This is a genomic window from Streptomyces sp. NPDC058000 (genome assembly GCF_042886435.1).
Taxonomy (GTDB): Bacteria; Actinomycetota; Actinomycetes; order Streptomycetales; family Streptomycetaceae; genus Streptomyces.
This window is the reverse complement of the sequence record NZ_JBHVQS010000023.1, coordinates 72,207-90,208: the sequence shown is the minus strand read 5'-3', so window position 1 is coordinate 90,208 and position 18,002 is coordinate 72,207. Positions and strand designations below refer to the sequence as shown.

The following is an 18,002-nucleotide window of genomic DNA, read 5'->3' as shown; positions in this document are numbered from 1 at the left end:
GAGCCCATGGCGCTCGATCAGTCATTCGTCGGACGCACGTACCCGCCCACCGACCCGTACGAGGTCGGCCGGGAAAAGATCCGTGAATTCGCCGAGGCGATCGGTGACACCAACCCCGCCTACACGGATACCGAAGCCGCCAAGGCGCTCGGTCACTCCGATGTGATCGCGCCGCCGACTTTCGTGTTTGCCATCACATTCAAGGCCGCCGGATTGGTCGTGGCCGACCCGCAACTTGGTCTGGACTACAGCCGGGTGGTGCACGGCGACCAGAAATTCGCCTACCGGCGGCCGGTGCGCGCCGGTGACCGGCTGACCGTGACCTCCACCATCGAGGCGATCAGGTCCATGGCCGGCAACGAGGTCATCGACATCCGCGGCGAGGTGCACGACGAGGCCGGCGAGCAGGTTGTGACCGCCATCACCAAACTCGTCGCCCGACGCGCTGAGGAGGTCTGAGATGACCGCGAAGATTGCCTACGACGACGTCGAGGTCGGCACCGAACTCCCCACGCAGACCTTCCCCGTGACCCGCGCCACACTCGTGCAGTACGCGGGTGCCTCCGGGGACTTCAACCCGATCCACTGGAACGAGAAGTTCGCCAAGGAGGTCGGACTGCCGGACGTCATCGCGCACGGCATGTTCACCATGGCCTCGGCGGTCCGAGTGGTCACGGACTGGGTCGGTGACCCGGGTGCGGTCGCCGAGTACGGCGTGCGCTTCACCAAGCCCGTCGTCGTGCCCAACGACGAGACCGGCGCGCTGATCGAGGTCAGCGGCACGGTCGCGGCCAAGCTCGACGACGAGGAGCGGACCGTTCGGGTCGACCTCACCGCCAAGAGCGCCGGCCAGAAGGTGCTGGGCATGTCCCGCGCCGTGGTCAGGCTCGCCTGAGGCAGCCGCGCGGGGCGGCCGGCCCGGTACCGCCGGACCGCCCCCGTACCCTTGGCCGGGTGCAGGAACGCCACGTAGAGAACAACGCCCCCCTCGCCCCGCTGACCACCTTCCGGCTCGGCGGCCCCGCGACCCGGCTCGTCACGGCCACCACCGACGACGAGGTGATCGCGGCCGTCCGTGCGGCGGACGACGCCGGCACCCCGCTGTTGATCATCGGTGGCGGCAGCAACCTCGTCATCGGCGACAAGGGCTTCGACGGCACGGCCCTGCGCATCGCCACCCGCGGTTTCGCCCTCGACGGCACCGCCCTGGAACTCGCCGCGGGCGAGAACTGGTCCGACGCCGTCGCCCGCACCGTCGAGGCCGGACTGGCCGGCGTCGAGTGCCTGGCCGGTGTCCCCGGCTCGGCCGGCGCCACCCCGATCCAGAACGTCGGCGCCTACGGCCAGGACGTCTCCGAGACCCTCACCGAGGTCGTCGCCTACGACCGCCGGACCGGCGAGACGGTCACCCTCTCCAGCGAGGAGTGCGGTTTCTCGTACCGTCACAGCCGCTTCAAGCAGCACCCCGAGCGGTTCGTCGTGCTGCGGGTCCGGTTCGCCCTGGAGGACGCGGACGGCCGCTCCGCGCCCCTGAAGTACGACCAGACGGCCCGCGCCCTCGGCGTCGGCACCGGGGACAGGGTGCCGCTCACCGTCGCCCGCAAGACCGTCCTGGCGCTCCGGGCGAGCAAGGGCATGGTGCTGGACGCCGAAGACCACGACACCTGGTCCGCCGGCTCCTTCTTCACCAATCCCGTCCTGACCGAGGCCGAGCACGCCGACCTCGTCCGGCGGGTCCACGACCGCCTCGGCCCCGACACCGCACCGCCCGCCTTCCCGGACGGCGACGGCCGGGTGAAGACCTCCGCGGCCTGGCTCATCGACCGGGCCGGCTTCACCAAGGGCTACGGCAGCGGCCCGGCCCGGATCTCCACCAAGCACACCCTCGCCCTCACCAACCGCGGCCAGGCCACCACCGAGGACCTGCTCGCCCTGGCCCGCGAGGTCCGTGACGGCGTCCGCGACGCCTTCGGGGTCACCCTCGTCAACGAACCGGTGACGGTCGGCGTCAGCCTGTAAGGGCCACCGGCGGCAGCCCCGGGTCCGTTAGGAGACCGGGGCTGCCAGCCAGGCGTCGATGTCCGCCAGCATCACCCGCTGCACCTCCTGGGGCGCGCGGGAGGCCCGCACGGACTGCCGGGCCAACTCGGCCAACTCGGCATCGGTGAACGCGTGCGAGGTGCGCGCGATCTCGTACTGGGCGGCCAGCCGCGCGCCGAACAGCAGTGGGTCGTCGGCGCCCAGCGCCATCGGGACGCCGGCCTCGTAGAACGTCCGTAGTGGCACGTCCTCCGGCTTCCCGTAGACGCCCAGTGCCACATTGGACGCCGGGCACACCTCGCAGGTCACCCCGCGGGACGCCAGCCGGCGCAGCAGCACCGGGTCCTCCGCGGCCCGCACCCCGTGCCCGATCCGGGCGGCGTGCAGATCGTCCAGGCAGTCCCGGACGCTCGCCGGCCCGGACAACTCGCCGCCGTGCGGCGCCGACAGCAGGCCGCCGTCCCGGGCGATGGCGAAGGCCCGGTCGAAGTCCCGGGCGAAACCCCGGCGTTCGTCGTTGGAGAGCCCGAAACCGACCACCCCGCGGTCGGCGTAGCGCACCGCCAGCCGGGCCAGCGTGCGGGCGTCCAGCGGGTGCTTCATCCGGTTCGCGGCGACCAGGACGCGGATGCCCAGCCCGGTGTCCCGGGCGGCCCGGTCCACCGCGTCCAGGATGATCTCCAGGGCCGGGATCAGCCCGCCCAGCCGCGGTGCGTACGAGGTCGGGTCGACCTGGATCTCCAGCCAGCGGGAGCCGTCCCGGACATCCTCCTCCGCCGCCTCCCGCACCAGCCGCTGGATGTCCTCGGGCGACCGCAGGCAGGACCGGGCGATGTCGTAGAGCCGCTGGAAGCGGAACCAACCGCGCTCGTCGGTGGCGCTGAGCCGGGGCGGATTCCCGCTCGTGAGTGCGTCCGGCAGGTGGACGCCGTATTTGTCGGCGAGGTCCAGCAGCGTCGCCGGCCGCATTGAGCCGGTGAAGTGCAGGTGCAGGTGGGCCTTCGGCAGTTGACGCAGATCACGAACACGCTCCATCCGCAGATACTGCCGCACCCGGCCGCCACGGGCATAGGCCCCGCCCCGAACGGAGGGACCACCAAAAAGGCGTGCGGGGCCGGACGATGGTCCGACCCCGCACGCCGAGCGGCCGACTGCGCCGACCGCGCCGACTACTTCGCCTCGGCCAGCAGCTTCTGGATCCGGGAGACACCCTCGACCAGGTCCTCATCGCCCAGCGCGTACGAAAGCCGCAGGTAGCCGGGGGTGCCGAAGGCCTCACCCGGGACGACGGCGACCTCCGCCTCCTCCAGGATCAGCTCGGCCAGCTCGACGCTGGACTGCGGGCGCTTGCCGCGGATCTCCTTGCCCAGCAGCCCCTTGACCGACGGGTACGCGTAGAACGCGCCCTCCGGCTCCGGGCACAGCACGCCGTCGATCTCGTTGAGCATCCGCACGATGGTCTTCCGACGCCGGTCGAAGGCCACCTTCATCTCTTCGACGGCCGTCAGGTCGCCGCTGACCGCCGCGATGGCCGCGGCCTGCGCCACGTTGGAGACGTTGGAAGTGGCGTGCGACTGGAGGTTGGTGGCCGCCTTGATGACGTCCTTGGGGCCGATCGCCCAGCCGACCCGCCAGCCGGTCATCGCGTACGTCTTCGCCACGCCGTTGACGACGATGCACTTGTCGCGCAGCTCCGGCACCACGACCGGCAGCGACGAGAACTCCGCGTCCCCGTAGACCAGGTGCTCGTAGATCTCGTCGGTCAGCACCCACAGACCGTGCTCGGCGGCCCAACGGCCGACCGCCTCGACCTGCTCGCGGGGGTAGACCGCACCGGTCGGGTTCGACGGCGAGACGAACAGCAGCACCTTGGTCTTCTCGGTGCGGGCCGCCTCCAACTGCTCGACGGTCACCCGGTAGCCGGTGGTCTCGTCGGCGACCACGTCGACCGGCACACCGCCCGCGAGCCGGATCGACTCGGGGTAGGTGGTCCAGTACGGAGCCGGGACGATGACCTCGTCACCCGGGTCCAGGATGGCCGCGAAGGCCTCGTAGATGGCCTGCTTGCCACCGTTGGTGACCAGGACGTTCGCGGCTTCGATCTCGTAGCCGGAGTCGCGCAGCGTCTTCGCGACGATCGCGGACTTCAGCTCGGGGAGGCCGCCCGCGGGGGTGTAGCGGTGGAACTTCGGGTTGTGGCAGGCCTCGACCGCCGCCTCGACGATGTAGCCGGGCGTGGGGAAGTCGGGCTCACCGGCGCCGAAGCCGATCACCGGGCGCCCGGCGGCCTTGAGGGCCTTGGCCTTGGCGTCGACGGCGAGGGTGGCGGACTCGGAGATCGAACCGACGCGGACGGAAACCCGGCGGTCGGCGGGGGACGATGCGGAGGGAGTGGCAGCGCTCATAGGGGCATCGTCGCAGACCGCGGTCGGCCCCGTTGCACGGGTTTGCGGGGTGGTACGGGAGGTTCCTGTTCGACGCCCGGCCCTGAACCACGTACACTCGCTGACCGTTGGCTTCCACCGAGTCGCCGCGGCGCACGATGCACGACAAAGTGCAGTCGCCCGCATGCGGTAGGTTGGGGGAACCACAAAGGGTCGTAGCTCAATTGGTAGAGCACTGGTCTCCAAAACCAGCGGTTGGGGGTTCAAGTCCCTCCGGCCCTGCTACACGCACTTTCATCACCAGGTGCGTGCACGCGTACGTACGAAATGCACCGCCGTGCGGCCGGGCCGGACGCGGCACACGGCCACGACCCGGATTCAGGTGAGGACGAGTGACGGACGCCCTGGGCTCCATCGACATGCCTGAGCGTGGTCGTTCTGAGGACGACACCACGGAGTCCCAGAAGAAGCCCCGCCGCGGCGGTAAGCGCGGCAAGAAGGGGCCCTTCGCGCGGCTCGCGCTCTTCTACCGTCAGGTCATTGCGGAACTCCGCAAGGTCGTCTGGCCGTCGCGCGGCCAGCTGTCGTCGTACACCACCGTGGTGATCGTCTTCGTGGCCGTCATCATCGGTCTCGTAACCGTGATTGACTTGGGAATCAACCGAGTCGTCGGGTACGTCTTCGGCTGATCCCGCGGAGGGTGCCTCTGCGGGCGGCCCTTCGCACGTTCAACCCCTTGAAGCAAGGAAGAAGCAGCCACGTGTCTGACCCGAACCTGAACGACGCCGCCAAGCCCGTCGCGGCTGCAGAGGCCGAGGTTGACGAGGCCGTCTCGGCCGAGGTCGAGGGGGACGCTGCGGCCATCGCTGACGAGGAGGCCGCCGCGGAGATCGTCGCGGGCGCCGACGACGTCGACGAGCTGGACGCCGAGGACGCCGACGCCGGCGAGCCCGCCGAGGCGGCCGCCGTGCACGTCGAGGACGAGGAGGCCGACGAGGTCTCCGAGGACGCGGAGGAGCAGGAGCCGGTCGACCCGGTGGCCGCCCTCCGTGACGAGCTGCGCGGACTCCCCGGCGAGTGGTACGTCATCCACACCTACGCGGGCTACGAGAACCGCGTGAAGACCAACCTTGAGCAGCGCGCCGTCTCGCTGAACGTCGAGGACTACATCTTCCAGGCCGAGGTGCCGCAGGAAGAGGTCGTGCAGATCAAGAACGGTGACCGCCGTACGGTTCGCCAGAACAAGCTCCCGGGCTACGTCCTGGTGCGCATGGACCTGACGAACGAGTCCTGGGGCGTCGTCCGCAACACCCCGGGCGTCACCGGCTTCGTCGGCAACGCCTACGACCCGTACCCGCTGACCCTGGACGAGATCGTCAAGATGCTCGCCCCGGAGGCGGAGGAGAAGGCTGCCAAGGAGGCCGCCGCGGCCGAGGGCAGGCCGGCTCCGTCCCGCAAGGTCGAGGTCCAGGTTCTGGACTTCGAGGTGGGCGACTCCGTCACCGTCACCGACGGTCCCTTCGCGACGCTGCAGGCCACGATCAACGAGATCAACGCCGACTCGAAGAAGGTCAAGGGTCTGGTGGAGATCTTCGGTCGCGAGACCCCGGTCGAGCTGAGCTTCGACCAGATCCAGAAGAACTAGGTTCTTCCGGACCTTCAGCTACCGACCAGGTCAGACCGGCGTACAGCCGGTCTGACCTGCGCGGTTTTTGGCCGCACGACAGTACCCGTTATCGTGGTGCGGTATGCCTCCATCCGGATGACCGGATTGCGGGGCGAACCACCTCTCACTAGGACCCGGAGAGAGCATGCCTCCCAAGAAGAAGAAGGTCACGGGGCTTATCAAGCTCCAGATCAGCGCCGGCGCGGCCAACCCGGCTCCGCCGGTCGGCCCCGCGCTGGGCCAGCACGGCGTCAACATCATGGAGTTCTGCAAGGCCTACAACGCCGCGACCGAGTCGCAGCGTGGCATGGTCGTGCCGGTGGAGATCACGGTCTACGAGGACCGTTCCTTCACCTTCGTCACCAAGACCCCGCCGGCCGCGAAGCTCATCCTGAAGGCTGCGGGCGTGGAGAAGGGCTCCGGCGAGCCGCACAAGACCAAGGTCGCCAAGATCACCGAGGCGCAGGTCCGCGAGATCGCCACCACCAAGATGCCCGACCTGAACGCCAACGACCTGGACGCCGCGTCGAAGATCATCGCCGGCACCGCCCGTTCCATGGGCATCACGGTCGAGGGCTGAACCTCAGCCCCTCACGGCACCTACGTGGCAGGGCCAGGCGCTGGTCCGTACCACGACTCCACCCCACTGCATCAGGAGCAGAAGTGAAGCGCAGCAAGACTCTTCGCAACGCGGACGCGAAGATCGACCGGGAGCGTCTGTACGCCCCGCTTGAGGCCGTCCGTCTCGCCAAGGACACCACGTCCGCCAAGTTCGACGCGACCGTCGAGGTTGCCATGCGTCTGGGCGTCGACCCGCGCAAGGCCGACCAGATGGTCCGTGGCACCGTGAACCTCCCGCACGGCACCGGTAAGACCGCCCGGGTCCTGGTCTTCGCGACCGGTGACCGTGCTGCGGCCGCGGAAGCCGCCGGCGCCGACATCGTCGGCTCGGACGAACTGATCGACGAGGTCTCCAAGGGCCGTCTGGACTTCGACGCCGTCGTCGCCACCCCGGACCTCATGGGCAAGGTCGGCCGCCTCGGCCGCGTGCTCGGTCCCCGTGGTCTGATGCCGAACCCGAAGACCGGCACCGTCACCCCGGATGTCGCCAAGGCTGTCACGGACATCAAGGGCGGCAAGATCGAGTTCCGCGTCGACAAGCACTCCAACCTCCACTTCATCATCGGCAAGGTGTCCTTCGACGACACCAAGCTGGTGGAGAACTACGCCGCTGCGCTGGAGGAGATCACCCGTCTGAAGCCGTCCGCTGCCAAGGGCCGCTACATCAAGAAGACGACGATCGCCACCACCATGGGCCCCGGCATCCCGGTGGACCCCAACCGCAGCCGCAACCTCCTCTCCGAGGACGAGGCCGTCTGATCTCGCCGATCGATGCCTCGTAGCGTGTGACGAGTTACCGTCAGGCCCCGCTCTCCGTAAGGAAGGCGGGGCCTGACGCATGTGCTGTCAGTGGCCTGCACTACAGTCGCCTCCGAGGTCCATATGGAGATCTAAGGGGGAGCCTCAGTGCGTACCACGCGTATCGCCGCCGCCGTTGCGGCGGGAGTTGTCATGATGGCCGGTCTGACCGCCTGTAACAGCGGCGGCGACAAGAGCAACGGCACCGGCGGTGGCAGCGCCAGCGGTGGCAGCAACGACGCGGCAGGGGCGAAGTCTCCGCTGGAGGCAGCTCTGGCCTCGCTGAAGACGGCTTCGCAGCAGACGAACGGCAAGAACTCCGCCAAGGTCGAGGGCACCACCAAGAACGGCACGGTGACCCAGACCCTGAAGGGCGCGATGGACTGGTCGTCCGGCATGCACATGTCCGTGGACATCACCCAGGCCGGCGGCCCGATGGGCGGCTCCGGCAAGCCCATGAAGGCGCTGTACACGCCGGACGCGATGTACATGAACATGGGCATGCCCCTGGGCGGCAAGAACTGGATCAAGTACGACTACGACGTCATGGCCAAGAAGATGGGCCCGGCCGGCGCCCTGATGAAGGACATGATGAACAACAACAACCCGGGCCGGTCGGTGGACCTGCTGATCGCCTCGGGCAAGGTCAAGGAAGTCGGCAAGGAAGACGTCCGCGGCGTCCAGGCGACCCACTACAACGGCACGCTCTCGGTGAGCGAGCTGACCCGCATGCAGACGAAGAACGTCAGCGAGGCGGACCTCAAGGCCCTGGAGCAGCAGCTGCAGCGGACGGGCGCCACGACCGAGACCATCGACCTCTGGGTGAGCTCGGACAACCTGCTGGTCAAGAAGCGCGAGCAGATGGACAGCAAGTCCGCGCCGTACGACTCGACGGTCTTCTACTCGGACTACGGCACCAAGGTCTCGGTGACGCCGCCGGCGGCCAGCGACACCAAGGTCTACCAGTAAGTCCGTTGAATTGACTCGCTGATGAGCGGGGGCCCGGGGCGCGTCCCCGAGCCCCCGCTCAGCCGATTTGCCTGCGCGCGGGCCGTTCCCGTACGGTGTCCCGGAAGCCAAAGACCGCTGGTTGTCTCTGCGCGTCCGGTCCTGGACGTGTGGTGGCCGAAGGATCCGCTAGCTGCGGACGGCCTGCGCAGGTTGTGTGGAGAGACTCCCGGACAGTTTTCTGTTCGGTTGAGTAACGCCCCGTGCCCTGCGCCGGGGCGTTTGTTTTGCCCAGCCCCTTCTGCGCGGTCCTCATCACCCGGAAGGAGGCCGAGGCTCATGGCGAGGCCCGACAAGGTCGCAGCCGTCGACGAGATTGCCGAGAAGTTCCGCAACTCGAACGCCGCTGTTGTGACCGCGTACACCGGTCTTACCGTTGCGCAGATCAAGAATCTGCGTCGTTCGCTCGGTGACAACGCTCAGTACCGTGTGGTGAAGAACACGCTGACCAAGATCGCGGCCCAGGAGGCCGGGATCACTGCGCTGGACGAGCACCTCAGTGGCTCGACGGCCGTCGCCTTCGTGACCGGTGACCCGGTCGAGGCGGCGAAGGGTCTTCGTGACTTCGCCAAGGAGAACCAGAACCTCGTCATCAAGGGCGGTGTCCTTGACGGCAAGGCGCTCTCCGCCGACGAGATCAAGAAGCTTGCGGACCTCGAGTCCCGCGAGGTTCTGCTCGCCAAGCTGGCGGGTGCCATGAAGGGCAAGCAGTCCCAGGCTGCCGCGCTCTTCCAGGCGCTCCCGTCGAAGTTCGTCCGCACCGCGGAAGCGCTTCGCGCCAAGAAGGCCGAGCAGGGCGGTGCCGAGTAATTCGGCTCGCGTCATGATCCGCGCCGTCCCGGCGCGGGTTACAGCGGGCCGCACGCCCGCCGAAATGTACATCCGGCACCAGCCGAATTAGTGGAAGGACCGCCATCATGGCGAAGCTCAGCCAGGAAGACCTGCTTGCCCAGTTCGACGAGATGACCCTCATCGAGCTCGCCGAGTTCGTGAAGGCCTTCGAGGAGCGCTTCGACGTCACCGCTGCCGCCCCGGCCGCCGTCGTCGCCGCCGGTGCCCCGGGTGCCCCGGCCGCCGCCGCCGAGGAGGAGCAGGACGAGTTCGACGTCATCCTCACCGGTGCCGGCGAAAAGAAGATCCAGGTCATCAAGGTCGTGCGTGAGCTGACCTCCCTCGGCCTGAAGGAGGCCAAGGACCTGGTCGACGGCACCCCGAAGCCGGTTCTGGAGAAGGTCGACAAGGCTGCCGCCGACAAGGCCGCCGATGCCCTCAAGGGCGCCGGTGCCTCCGTCGAGGTCAAGTGACCTCGGTGAGTCTCTGACTCCCGTCCGCTGCGGCTGAGGCTGTAACGCGGACACCGCGAAGGGCGATCACCCATACGGGTGGTCGCCCTTCCGCGTACCCGCCCCGGCTGCACTGCCCGGCGCCGGAGTGCGAGTATGGTGATCTTCGTTGTCCGGACGCACCTCCATGTGACGATCTCCCAGAGGCGGGGGGCCTTGACGAACCGGACGCGGCGCGCAATTCTCGGGACGCGACGCAGAAGCGGTCCAGGGTTCGAGGCATGGATCGCCGACGAAGAGGGAAGCATCGGTGTGCGCCACTGGCGCAGGGCTTTCGGCAGGCGCAGGGCATTGGGCGTAGAGAACAACAAAGAGGCGCTCCTCCGTTGCGGAGGGCATGACCTCCCGGAGGGAGAAGATCGGCACGCGGTGCGGTACCGGTCTCCGGAAACTCGCTCTGGACATCAGTGGGCCATGTGGCTACACTGACCCTTTGCGCTGCCTGTTAGCTGCTCCCTGCCCGTCACCAGGGGCATACCCGAACCCGAGCAAAGCTGATTGACCCGCCCTGACCTGGGCTCATCCACCGCTTTGCTGGATTCGGGACCGGTACGCGCGTAGTGAGTCCGAGCCCTCGGAAGGACCCCCTCTTGGCCGCCTCGCGCAACGCCTCGACTGCCAATACGAACAACGGCGACAGCACCGCCCCGCTGCGCATCTCTTTTGCGAAGATCAAGGAGCCCCTCGGGGTTCCGAACCTCCTTGCGCTGCAGACCGAAAGCTTCGACTGGCTGCTCGGCAATGCCGCATGGAAGGGTCGCGTCGAGGCTGCGCTGGAGAGTGGGCAGGAAGTTCCCACCAAGTCCGGTCTGGAAGAGATCTTCGAAGAGATCTCCCCGATCGAGGACTTCTCCGGGTCGATGTCGCTGACGTTCCGCGACCACCGCTTCGAGCCTCCGAAGAACTCCATCGACGAGTGCAAGGAGCGCGACTTCACGTACGGCGCTCCGCTGTTCGTCACCGCGGAGTTCACCAACAACGAGACCGGCGAGATCAAGTCCCAGACGGTCTTCATGGGCGACTTCCCGCTCATGACCAACAAGGGCACCTTCGTCATCAACGGCACCGAGCGTGTCGTGGTGTCGCAGCTGGTCCGCTCGCCGGGTGTGTACTTCGACAGTTCGATCGACAAGACGTCCGACAAGGACATCTTCTCCGCCAAGATCATCCCGTCCCGGGGTGCCTGGCTGGAGATGGAGATCGACAAGCGCGACATGGTCGGTGTGCGCATCGACCGCAAGCGCAAGCAGTCCGTGACCGTCCTGCTCAAGGCGCTCGGTTGGACGACCGAGCAGATCCTGGAGGAGTTCGGCGAGTACGAGTCGATGCGCGCCACCCTGGAGAAGGACCACACCCAGGGCCAGGACGACGCGCTGCTCGACATCTACCGCAAGCTGCGTCCGGGCGAGCCGCCGACCCGCGAGGCCGCGCAGACGCTGCTGGAGAACCTCTACTTCAACCCCAAGCGCTACGACCTCGCGAAGGTCGGCCGCTACAAGGTCAACAAGAAGCTCGGCGGCGACGAGCCGCTGGACGCCGGTGTGCTGACCACCGATGACGTCATCGCCACGATCAAGTACCTGGTCAAGCTGCACGCCGGCGAGACCGAGACGATCGGCGAGAACGGCAACAGCATCGTTGTCGAGACCGACGACATCGACCACTTCGGCAACCGCCGCCTGCGCAACGTCGGCGAGCTGATCCAGAACCAGGTCCGTACGGGTCTCGCCCGTATGGAGCGGGTCGTGCGCGAGCGCATGACCACCCAGGACGTCGAGGCGATCACGCCGCAGACCCTGATCAACATCCGGCCGGTCGTCGCCTCCATCAAGGAGTTCTTCGGCACCAGCCAGCTGTCCCAGTTCATGGACCAGACCAACCCGCTGTCGGGTCTGACCCACAAGCGTCGTCTGTCGGCGCTGGGCCCGGGTGGTCTTTCCCGTGAGCGGGCCGGCCTGGACGTCCGTGACGTGCACCCGTCGCACTACGGCCGCATGTGCCCGATCGAGACCCCCGAAGGTCCGAACATCGGTCTGATCGGTTCGCTCGCGTCCTACGGCCGCGTGAACGTCTTCGGCTTCATCGAGACGCCGTACCGCAAGGTCGTCGACGGTCAGGTCACGGAGGAGGTGGACTACCTCACCGCTGATGAGGAAGACCGCTACCTGATCGCCCAGGCGAACGCGAAGCTCTCCGACGACCTGCGGTTCGCCGAGAACCGTGTGCTGGTCCGTCGCCGTGGCGGCGAGGTCGACCTCGTCCCCGCCGACGAGGTGCACTACATGGACGTCTCGCCGCGCCAGATGGTGTCGGCGGCGACCGCCATGATCCCGTTCCTCGAGCACGACGACGCCAACCGTGCGCTCATGGGATCGAACATGATGCGCCAGGCCGTTCCGCTGATCAAGGCGGAGTCGCCGCTGGTCGGTACCGGTATGGAGTACCGCTGCGCGGTCGACGCCGGCGACGTCATCAAGGCCGAGAAGAACGGTGTGGTCCAGGAGGTCTCCGCGGACTACATCACCGTCGCCAACGATGACGGCACGTACAACACCTACCGCGTCGCCAAGTTCACCCGCTCCAACCAGGGCACCTCCTTCAACCAGAAGGTCGTCGTGGACGAGGGCGCGCGGGTCATCGAGGGCCAGGTCCTCGCCGACGGTCCGTCCACGGACGAGGGCGAGATGGCGCTCGGCAAGAACCTGCTCGTGGCGTTCATGCCGTGGGAGGGTCACAACTACGAGGACGCGATCATCCTGTCGCAGCGCCTCGTGCAGGACGACGTCCTCTCCTCGATCCACATCGAGGAGCACGAGGTCGACGCCCGTGACACCAAGCTCGGCCCCGAGGAGATCACCCGGGACATCCCGAACGTCTCCGAGGAGGTCCTCTCCGACCTCGACGAGCGCGGCATCATCCGTATCGGTGCCGAGGTCGTCGCCGGCGACATCCTCGTCGGCAAGGTCACGCCCAAGGGCGAGACCGAGCTGACCCCCGAGGAGCGCCTGCTCCGCGCGATCTTCGGTGAGAAGGCGCGCGAGGTCCGTGACACCTCGCTGAAGGTGCCGCACGGCGAGATCGGCAAGGTCATCGGCGTCCGCGTCTTCGACCGCGAGGAGGGCGACGAGCTGCCCCCGGGCGTGAACCAGCTGGTCCGCGTCTACGTCGCACAGAAGCGCAAGATCACCGACGGTGACAAGCTCGCCGGCCGTCACGGCAACAAGGGCGTCATCTCGAAGATCCTGCCGGTCGAGGACATGCCGTTCATGGAGGACGGCACCCCGGTCGACATCATCCTCAACCCGCTGGGTGTCCCGTCCCGAATGAACCCGGGACAGGTCCTGGAGATCCACCTCGGCTGGCTCGCCAGCCAGGGCTGGGACGTCTCCAGCCTCGGTGACGAGTGGGCCCAGCGCCTGCAGTTCATCGGCGCCGACCAGGTCGAGGCGCGTACCAACGTCGCGACCCCGGTCTTCGACGGTGCCCGTGAGGACGAGCTGGCCGGTCTGCTGGAGAACACCATCCCCAACCGCGACGGCGACCGCATGGTCCTCCCGTCCGGCAAGGCGCGGATGTTCGACGGCCGTTCCGGTGAGCCGTTCCCGGACCCGATCTCCGTCGGGTACATGTACATCCTCAAGCTCCACCACCTGGTCGACGACAAGCTGCACGCCCGGTCGACCGGTCCGTACTCGATGATCACCCAGCAGCCGCTGGGCGGTAAGGCTCAGTTCGGTGGTCAGCGCTTCGGTGAGATGGAGGTGTGGGCGCTGGAGGCTTACGGCGCCGCATACGCCCTCCAGGAGCTGCTGACGATCAAGTCCGACGACGTCACCGGCCGCGTGAAGGTCTACGAGGCCATCGTCAAGGGCGAGAACATCCCCGAGCCCGGCATCCCCGAGTCCTTCAAGGTGCTCATCAAGGAGATGCAGTCCCTGTGCCTCAACGTGGAGGTGCTGTCCTCGGACGGCATGTCCATCGAGATGCGCGACACCGACGAGGACGTCTTCCGCGCTGCGGAGGAGCTCGGCATCGACCTGTCCCGGCGCGAGCCGAGCAGCGTCGAAGAGGTCTGACGGGAGTTCGGCCGGGGAGCCAGTGATGGTTCCCCGGCCGGCCCCAGGACCCCCGTTTCAGACCCCTAAGACTTACAACCCTGAGAGGGATTGACGCATAGTGCTCGACGTCAACTTCTTCGATGAGCTCCGGATCGGTCTGGCCACCGCTGACGACATCCGTCAGTGGAGCCACGGCGAGGTCAAGAAGCCCGAGACCATCAACTACCGCACCCTCAAGCCCGAAAAGGACGGACTCTTCTGCGAGAAGATCTTCGGTCCTACCCGGGACTGGGAGTGCTACTGCGGTAAGTACAAGCGCGTCCGCTTCAAGGGCATCATCTGCGAGCGGTGCGGCGTCGAGGTCACTCGCGCCAAGGTGCGTCGTGAGCGGATGGGCCACATCGAGCTGGCCGCTCCTGTTACCCACATCTGGTACTTCAAGGGTGTGCCGAGCCGGCTGGGCTACCTGCTGGACCTCGCGCCCAAGGACCTCGAAAAGGTCATCTACTTCGCCGCCTACATGATCACGTGGGTGGACGACGAGCGCCGTACGCGCGACCTGCCCTCGCTGGAGGCCCACGTCTCCGTCGAGCGTCAGCAGATCGAGCAGCGCCGCGACTCCGACCTGGAGGCCCGCGCCAAGAAGCTCGAGACCGACCTGGCCGAGCTGGAGGCCGAGGGCGCCAAGGCGGATGTCCGCCGCAAGGTGCGCGAGGGTGCCGAGCGCGAGATGAAGCAGCTGCGCGACCGTGCGCAGCGCGAGATCGACCGCCTCGACGAGGTCTGGAACCGCTTCAAGAACCTCAAGGTCCAGGACCTGGAGGGCGACGAGCTCCTCTACCGCGAGCTGCGTGACCGCTTCGGCACGTACTTCGACGGCTCCATGGGCGCCGCTGCGCTGCAGAAGCGCCTGGAGACCTTCGACCTGGAGGAGGAGGCCGAGCGCCTCCGCGAGATCATCCGGACCGGTAAGGGCCAGAAGAAGACCCGTGCGCTCAAGCGCCTCAAGGTCGTCTCCGCCTTCCTGCAGACCCGCAACAGCCCCAAGGGCATGGTGCTGGACTGCATCCCGGTGATTCCGCCGGACCTGCGTCCGATGGTGCAGCTGGACGGTGGCCGCTTCGCGACCTCCGACCTGAACGACCTGTACCGCCGTGTGATCAACCGCAACAACCGCCTGAAGCGGCTTCTCGACCTCGGCGCGCCCGAGATCATCGTGAACAACGAGAAGCGGATGCTCCAGGAGGCCGTCGACGCGCTCTTCGACAACGGCCGCCGCGGCCGCCCGGTCACGGGCCCCGGTAACCGTCCGCTGAAGTCCCTCAGCGACATGCTGAAGGGTAAGCAGGGTCGATTCCGTCAGAACCTGCTCGGTAAGCGTGTGGACTACTCCGCGCGTTCCGTCATCGTCGTCGGCCCGCAGCTCAAGCTGCACCAGTGCGGTCTGCCCAAGGCCATGGCGCTGGAGCTCTTCAAGCCGTTCGTGATGAAGCGCCTGGTGGACCTCAACCACGCGCAGAACATCAAGAGCGCGAAGCGCATGGTCGAGCGTGGCCGCACCGTCGTGTACGACGTCCTCGAAGAGGTCATCGCCGAGCACCCGGTGCTGCTGAACCGTGCGCCCACCCTGCACCGCCTCGGCATCCAGGCCTTCGAGCCGCAGCTGGTCGAGGGCAAGGCCATCCAGATCCACCCGCTCGTCTGCACCGCGTTCAACGCGGACTTCGACGGTGACCAGATGGCCGTGCACCTGCCGCTGTCCGCGGAGGCGCAGGCCGAGGCCCGCATCCTGATGCTGTCCTCGAACAACATCCTCAAGCCGGCCGACGGCCGTCCGGTCACCATGCCGACCCAGGACATGGTGCTGGGCCTCTTCTTCCTCACCACGGACGAGGAGGAGCGCGAGGTCAAGGGTGAGGGCCGTTCGTTCTCCTCGGTCTCCGAGGCGATCATGGCCTTCGACGCCCGCGAGCTCTCGCTCCAGGCGAAGGTCGACATCCGCTTCCCGATCGGTACCGTGCCGCCGCGCGGCTGGACCCCGCCCGCCCCGGTCGAGGGCGAGCCGGAGTGGCAGCAGGGCGACAGCTTCCGGCTGCGGACGACCCTGGGCCGCGCGCTCTTCAACGAGCTGCTGCCCGAGGACTACCCGTTCGTCGACTACTCGGTGGGCAAGAAGCAGCTCTCCGCGATCGTCAACGACCTGGCCGAGCGCTACCCGAAGGTCATCGTGGCGGCGACGCTCGACAACCTGAAGGCGTCCGGCTTCTACTGGGCCACCCGTTCCGGCGTCACCGTCGCCGTCTCCGACATCGTCGTGCCGGAGGCCAAGAAGGGCATCGTCGCCGGCTACGAGGCGCAGGACGAGAAGGTCCAGAAGCAGTACGAGCGCGGTCTGATCACCAAGGACGAGCGCACGCAGGAGCTCATCAACATCTGGACCAAGGCGACCAACGAGGTTGCCGAGGCGATGAATGAGAACTTCCCGAAGACCAACCCCATCTTCATGATGGTGGACTCGGGTGCGCGCGGAAACATGATGCAGATGCGTCAGATCGCCGGTATGCGTGGTCTGGTGTCGAACGCCAAGAACGAGACGATCCCGCGTCCGATCAAGGCGTCGTTCCGCGAGGGTCTGACCGTGCTGGAGTACTTCATCTCCACCCACGGTGCCCGTAAGGGTCTCGCCGACACCGCCCTCCGTACCGCCGACTCCGGTTACCTCACCCGTCGTCTGGTCGACGTCTCCCAGGACGTCATCATTCGCGAGGAGGACTGCGGCACCGAGCGCGGCCTGAAGCTGCGGATCGGTTCGAAGGGCGCCGACGGCATCCTGCGCAAGGCGGACGACGTCGAGTCCTCCGTGTACGCGCGGATGCTCGCCGAGGACGTCGTGGTCGACGGCAAGGTCGTCGCCCCGGCCAACGTCGACCTCGGTGACGTGCTGATCGACCAGCTGATCGCGCACGGCGTGGAGGAGGTCAAGACCCGCTCGGTCCTGACCTGTGAGTCCGCGGTCGGTACCTGCGCCTTCTGCTACGGCCGTTCGCTGGCCACCGGCAAGCTGGTCGACATCGGTGAGGCGGTCGGCATCATCGCCGCCCAGTCCATCGGTGAGCCCGGCACCCAGCTGACGATGCGTACCTTCCACACCGGTGGTGTGGCCGGTGACGACATCACCCTGGGTCTGCCGCGTGTCGTCGAGCTCTTCGAGGCCCGTACGCCCAAGGGCGTCGCCCCGATCTCGGAGGCGGCCGGCCGCGTCCGGATCGAGGAGACCGAGAAGACCAAGAAGGTCGTCGTCACGCCGGACGACGGCAGCGACGAGACGGCCTACCCCGTCTCCAAGCGTGCCCGCATGCTGGTGACCGAGGGTGACCACGTGCAGGTCGGCCAGCCGCTGACCGTCGGTGCGATCAACCCGCACGACGTGCTGCGGATCCTGGGTCAGCGTGCCGTCCAGGTCCACCTGGTCGGCGAGGTCCAGAAGGTCTACAACAGCCAGGGCGTGGCGATCCACGACAAGCACATCGAGATCATCATCCGGCAGATGCTGCGCCGCGTGACGATCATCGAGTCCGGCGACGCGGAGCTGCTGCCGGGCGAGCTGGTGGAGCGTTCGAAGTTCGAGGGCGAGAACCGTCGTGTGGTGGCGGAAGGCGGCCACCCGGCCTCCGGCCGTCCGCAGTTGATGGGTATCACCAAGGCTTCGCTGGCCACCGAGTCCTGGCTGTCGGCGGCGTCCTTCCAGGAGACGACCAGGGTTCTGACGGACGCGGCGATCAACGCCAAGTCCGACTCCCTGATCGGCCTCAAGGAGAACGTCATCATCGGTAAGCTCATCCCGGCCGGTACGGGCCTGTCCCGCTACCGCAACATCCGGGTCGAGCCCACCGAGGAGGCCAAGGCCGCGATGTACTCGGCCGTCGGTTACGACGACATCGACTACTCGCCCTTCGGCACCGGCTCCGGCCAGGCGGTCCCGCTGGAGGACTACGACTACGGTCCGTACAACCAGTAAGCCCCACCCCGGCCGGTTCCGGTCGGCAGGGCAGCGACAGGGCGGTCACCCCACATGGGGTGGCCG

The 18,002-nt window shown here is 67.5% G+C and carries 14 protein-coding genes and 1 tRNA gene; 13 read left to right on the top strand and 2 right to left on the bottom strand.

What is annotated here, in order from left to right:
* The first annotated feature begins 6 nt into the window (after window positions 1-6).
* From ACFVT2_RS22720 to ACFVT2_RS22710, 3 genes are read left to right on the top strand one after another with little or no spacing between them, the layout of a single operon-like run.
* Window positions 7-459 carry a MaoC family dehydratase N-terminal domain-containing protein gene (locus ACFVT2_RS22720; protein ID WP_390020647.1) on the top strand — a complete coding sequence of 151 codons (453 nt, stop codon included), beginning with the start codon at window positions 7-9 and terminating at the stop codon, window positions 457-459.
* Between the two features lies 1 nt (window position 460).
* Window positions 461-895, top strand: a complete 435-nt coding sequence (locus ACFVT2_RS22715) for a MaoC family dehydratase (RefSeq protein ID WP_390020645.1) — start codon at window positions 461-463, stop codon at window positions 893-895.
* Between the two features lie 59 nt (window positions 896-954).
* Window positions 955-2,019, top strand: a complete 1,065-nt coding sequence (locus tag ACFVT2_RS22710) for a UDP-N-acetylmuramate dehydrogenase (protein WP_390020643.1) — start codon at window positions 955-957, stop codon at window positions 2,017-2,019.
* 27 nt (window positions 2,020-2,046) lie between these two features.
* On the opposite strand, the gene ACFVT2_RS22705 is transcribed toward ACFVT2_RS22710, so the two are convergent.
* Window positions 2,047-3,075, bottom strand: coding sequence for an adenosine deaminase (locus ACFVT2_RS22705; protein WP_390020641.1), 1,029 nt, complete (start codon window positions 3,073-3,075; stop codon window positions 2,047-2,049).
* A gap of 134 nt (window positions 3,076-3,209) precedes the next feature.
* On the bottom strand, window positions 3,210-4,445 hold the full coding sequence (locus ACFVT2_RS22700; RefSeq protein WP_390020638.1) for a pyridoxal phosphate-dependent aminotransferase: 1,236 nt from the start codon (window positions 4,443-4,445) through the stop codon (window positions 3,210-3,212).
* A 188-nt stretch (window positions 4,446-4,633) separates the two neighbouring features.
* On the opposite strand from ACFVT2_RS22700, the gene ACFVT2_RS22695 reads away from it, so the two are divergent.
* The 10 genes from ACFVT2_RS22695 to ACFVT2_RS22650 all read left to right on the top strand — a co-directional run bounded on the left by ACFVT2_RS22695 (window position 4,634) and on the right by ACFVT2_RS22650 (window position 17,936).
* Window positions 4,634-4,706 (top strand) — tRNA-Trp (locus tag ACFVT2_RS22695).
* 110 nt (window positions 4,707-4,816) lie between these two features.
* Window positions 4,817-5,113, top strand: a complete 297-nt coding sequence (gene secE / locus ACFVT2_RS22690; protein ID WP_100604435.1) for a preprotein translocase subunit SecE — start codon at window positions 4,817-4,819, stop codon at window positions 5,111-5,113.
* A 71-nt stretch (window positions 5,114-5,184) separates the two neighbouring features.
* Window positions 5,185-6,069, top strand: a complete 885-nt coding sequence (gene nusG, locus ACFVT2_RS22685; RefSeq protein ID WP_390020635.1) for a transcription termination/antitermination protein NusG — start codon at window positions 5,185-5,187, stop codon at window positions 6,067-6,069.
* A gap of 166 nt (window positions 6,070-6,235) precedes the next feature.
* The gene (gene rplK / locus ACFVT2_RS22680) at window positions 6,236-6,670 is read left to right on the top strand and encodes a 50S ribosomal protein L11 (protein WP_128507227.1); all 435 of its coding nucleotides are present in this window, start codon (window positions 6,236-6,238) and stop codon (window positions 6,668-6,670) included.
* A gap of 83 nt (window positions 6,671-6,753) precedes the next feature.
* Entirely contained in the window at window positions 6,754-7,470 is a 717-nt protein-coding gene (gene rplA / locus ACFVT2_RS22675; protein ID WP_390020630.1) for a 50S ribosomal protein L1, read from the top strand.
* Window positions 7,471-7,662: 192 nt separating this feature from the next.
* Window positions 7,663-8,478, top strand: coding sequence for a hypothetical protein (locus ACFVT2_RS22670; RefSeq protein ID WP_390020754.1), 816 nt, complete (start codon window positions 7,663-7,665; stop codon window positions 8,476-8,478).
* Between the two features lie 318 nt (window positions 8,479-8,796).
* Window positions 8,797-9,327: a 50S ribosomal protein L10 gene (rplJ, locus tag ACFVT2_RS22665; RefSeq protein ID WP_390020628.1), complete on the top strand. Its 531-nt coding sequence runs from the start codon at window positions 8,797-8,799 to the stop codon at window positions 9,325-9,327.
* A gap of 107 nt (window positions 9,328-9,434) precedes the next feature.
* Entirely contained in the window at window positions 9,435-9,821 is a 387-nt protein-coding gene (gene rplL / locus ACFVT2_RS22660) for a 50S ribosomal protein L7/L12 (protein WP_390020626.1), read from the top strand.
* Between the two features lie 629 nt (window positions 9,822-10,450).
* A complete protein-coding gene (gene rpoB, locus ACFVT2_RS22655) occupies window positions 10,451-13,936 on the top strand; it encodes a DNA-directed RNA polymerase subunit beta (RefSeq protein ID WP_390020624.1) in 3,486 nt (1,161 codons plus the stop codon).
* Window positions 13,937-14,036: 100 nt separating this feature from the next.
* The gene (locus ACFVT2_RS22650) at window positions 14,037-17,936 is read left to right on the top strand and encodes a DNA-directed RNA polymerase subunit beta' (protein ID WP_390020621.1); all 3,900 of its coding nucleotides are present in this window, start codon (window positions 14,037-14,039) and stop codon (window positions 17,934-17,936) included.
* Window positions 17,937-18,002 lie beyond the last annotated feature (66 nt).